This window comes from Caballeronia sp. LZ024 (genome assembly GCF_031451455.1).
Taxonomy (GTDB): domain Bacteria; phylum Pseudomonadota; class Gammaproteobacteria; order Burkholderiales; family Burkholderiaceae; genus Caballeronia; species Caballeronia telluris.
In genome coordinates this window covers 1-2,545 of the sequence record NZ_JARUXL010000025.1, presented here as the reverse complement: position 1 = coordinate 2,545, position 2,545 = coordinate 1, and the positions used below count along the sequence as shown (strand labels likewise).

Here is a 2,545-nt window from a genome sequence, read left to right as displayed (position 1 = left end):
TGGATACCGTCAAGCAGCATGTCCGGTTTACCGTCAATCATCTTGGCCGGTCGGTCGGGATGATTGACGCTGCGTCAGGTTGTCATGGTTGTCGCTCCGCTCGGATTGTCGGTGGGTAATTGACGGCGGCGCTCTTTCTGTTTGTCGCTAGCGGTACGGCGTCGATAGCTTTCAACGTTCAGCTCGAAGATCGTCGAGTGATGGACGAGCCGGTCAATGGCGGCCACCGTCATGCCGGGGTCGGGGAAGACGTCATTCCACCCCGAGAACGGCTGATTGGCCGTTATCAGAAGACTTTTCCGCTCATACCTCTCAGCGATCAGCTCGAACAGCACGCTGGTTTCGGCCTGGTCCTTCCTCACATACGACAGATCGTCCAGGATGATCAGGTCGAACCGGTCGAGTTTGGCGAGCGCCGAAGGCAGCTGCAGACTTTGTCGTGCGACCTGGAGTTTCTGCACGATTTCGCCGGTGCGCGTGAACAGCACCCGATATCCGGCGTCGATTAGGGCGTGTCCGATGGCGCTTCCAAGGTGACTTTTACCCCCGCCAGGCGGCCCGAACAGCAGGATCGTGGCGCCTTTCTCGAGCCACGAATCACCGGTGGCCAGCGCCATCACATGCGCCTTCGATACCATGGGGACAACGCCGAAGTCGAAGGTGGCGAGCGTCTTGGTGGGATCCAGATGTGACTCGGTGCGATGGCGTTCGATTCTTCGATTGGCGCGCTCGGCAAGCTCATGTTCGAGCAGCGCGCCAAGCAAGCGGGACGCCTGCCAGCCTTCCTTGTCCGAGCGTTCGGCGAAGTCGGACCACAAGCGGCCGATCGTTGGCAGACGCAACTCATTGAGCATCAGCGCCATACGGCCAGCATCGTAAGCGGAGGCATTCATGCGAGCACCTCCTCATCGAGCAACGTGTCATAAAGCGCAGCGGACGGCATCTCGACCACCACCACGGGACACTCGGCCTGGCGCGGCGCGAACTCATCGAACAGCGCCTTCAGATCAGGCAGTTCACCGAGTTCGAGCAATGCATCGAGCCGCTCGGCCAGTTGCGCCTCGACGCCGTAGTTTCCGGCCAGCTCAAGCAGTCCCACCATGGTTTTGCAGGCGCTGCGTGGAGTCAGTGTCTGATCCAGTCGCTCCCAGGTCCGGCGGTAGGCTTCGCGGGGAAACAGATCGTCGCGGAACGCGAGCCCTCTGAAGGCCTGCGGCTTACGCTTGAGCGAATCGATGAAGTGCCGGTAGTCGATGCCGCGGCCGCGCCTCTTGCTCGTGTGCGTGGCTCTCGACGTGCTATGCACGAGCGCGCCGGACAGATAGCAATCGATCCGGTCGCTATACACGCGTACCTTCAGTCGATGGCCAATCAGCCGTGACGGCGCGCTATACAGGACGCAGCGCACGCTGAACGTGCCGCAGCGAGTCACGCGGGCCTCTTCCTCAACGAAGTCAGTGGTACGGTGCTCAGGCAGATCCAGCAGGTATTCGCGTTCGACCTGGAACGCTGCAGCATTGCGCCGGTTCCGCCGCATCACGACGCCGCGCACAAACTCGTCGTAGGCCGCCCGATCGGCGAAGTCGCGATGACCGCGCAGTTCCATGGCCTGATCGACTTGATCCTTCAGGTAGCGATGTGAGGATTCGACACTGCCGTTCTCATGACCCAGGCCCCGATTGTTGCGCGTGCCCTCCATCCCGTAATGTTCGAGCAACGCGGCATAGCGGGCCGTGAAGTCTTCCTCTTCCTGCAAATTTCTGAATGCCGCCGACAAACTGTCAGAGCGGTGTTCGCGTGGGCAGCCGCCAGCCTGCCACAGCGCGTTTTGCAATCCTGTAGCGAGTGCCTGGAAGCTCTCGCCGCCATCGACCACGCTGGCGTACTCCCAGCGCGAGAACGCCAGCACGAAGTGATACAACAGGTGGCTAAATGGGGCGCCGCCGATCGTCACGCGCAGCTTGTCCATGTGAGTGAAGTCCGACAGGCCTCGCGCGCCGGGCAGATACGTTTGGGGGAAGAACACTTCCTTGTTAGGTCCTTCAAGCGCGCGCCACTGACTGACGTGCCGCTCGAACGTGCGCCGCATGCTGTCGGGGAACCGGTCCGGATGGTCTTCCTGCAATTTACGCAGCAAGGTCACCGCCTTCAGCTTCGGCGAACTGCGCAGCAACGGGACGATCTCTGATTCCCAAACATCGACAAACGGATCAGGGCGGGAACGCCAGTAGCGCCGTGGCTGCTGCGACGGCAAGCCGGCATCGTGTTCAACGCGTCGCGCCGTGCGCTCGCTCATACCAGACTTGGCGGCTGCAAGCTTCTGGGGATGGTGTTTGCGATTGTTCATGTAGAGGCGGACCTGGTGGTCGGTGATGCGGGTTCCAGACATGAGCTGACCGCTTTTTAAGCTTTAGTCAGCCATCCTAGGCCTCGCCGACCCGGCGGCGCCGGCAGCTCGTCGTCTCCGGGGCTACGCCGCCTTCGACTTCTCACTACCGGCCAAGATGAATGTCGCTACACCGGACTTAACCATTGTCGCCGCCCA

At 61.3% G+C, this 2,545-nt stretch carries 2 protein-coding genes; both read right to left on the bottom strand.

Going from position 1 to position 2,545, the window contains the following annotated elements; translation table 11 throughout:
* Window positions 1–74 precede the first annotated feature (74 nt).
* The gene (gene istB, locus QCE48_RS31495) at window positions 75–893 is read right to left on the bottom strand and encodes an IS21-like element helper ATPase IstB (protein ID WP_309784506.1); all 819 of its coding nucleotides are present in this window, start codon (window positions 891–893) and stop codon (window positions 75–77) included.
* A complete protein-coding gene (istA, locus tag QCE48_RS31490; RefSeq protein WP_404982624.1) occupies window positions 890–2,347 on the bottom strand; it encodes an IS21 family transposase in 1,458 nt (485 codons plus the stop codon). Before istA ends, istB begins: the two co-directional genes overlap by 4 nt.
* Window positions 2,348–2,545 lie beyond the last annotated feature (198 nt).

What these genes read in the sequence shown, in the direction of transcription:
- istB (WP_309784506.1), bottom strand. Translation starts at nt 893, where the DNA reads ATGAATGCCTCCGCTTACGATGCTGGCCGTATGGCGCTGATGCTCAAT.
- istA (WP_404982624.1), bottom strand. Translation starts at nt 2,347, where the DNA reads ATGAACAATCGCAAACACCATCCCCAGAAGCTTGCAGCCGCCAAGTCT.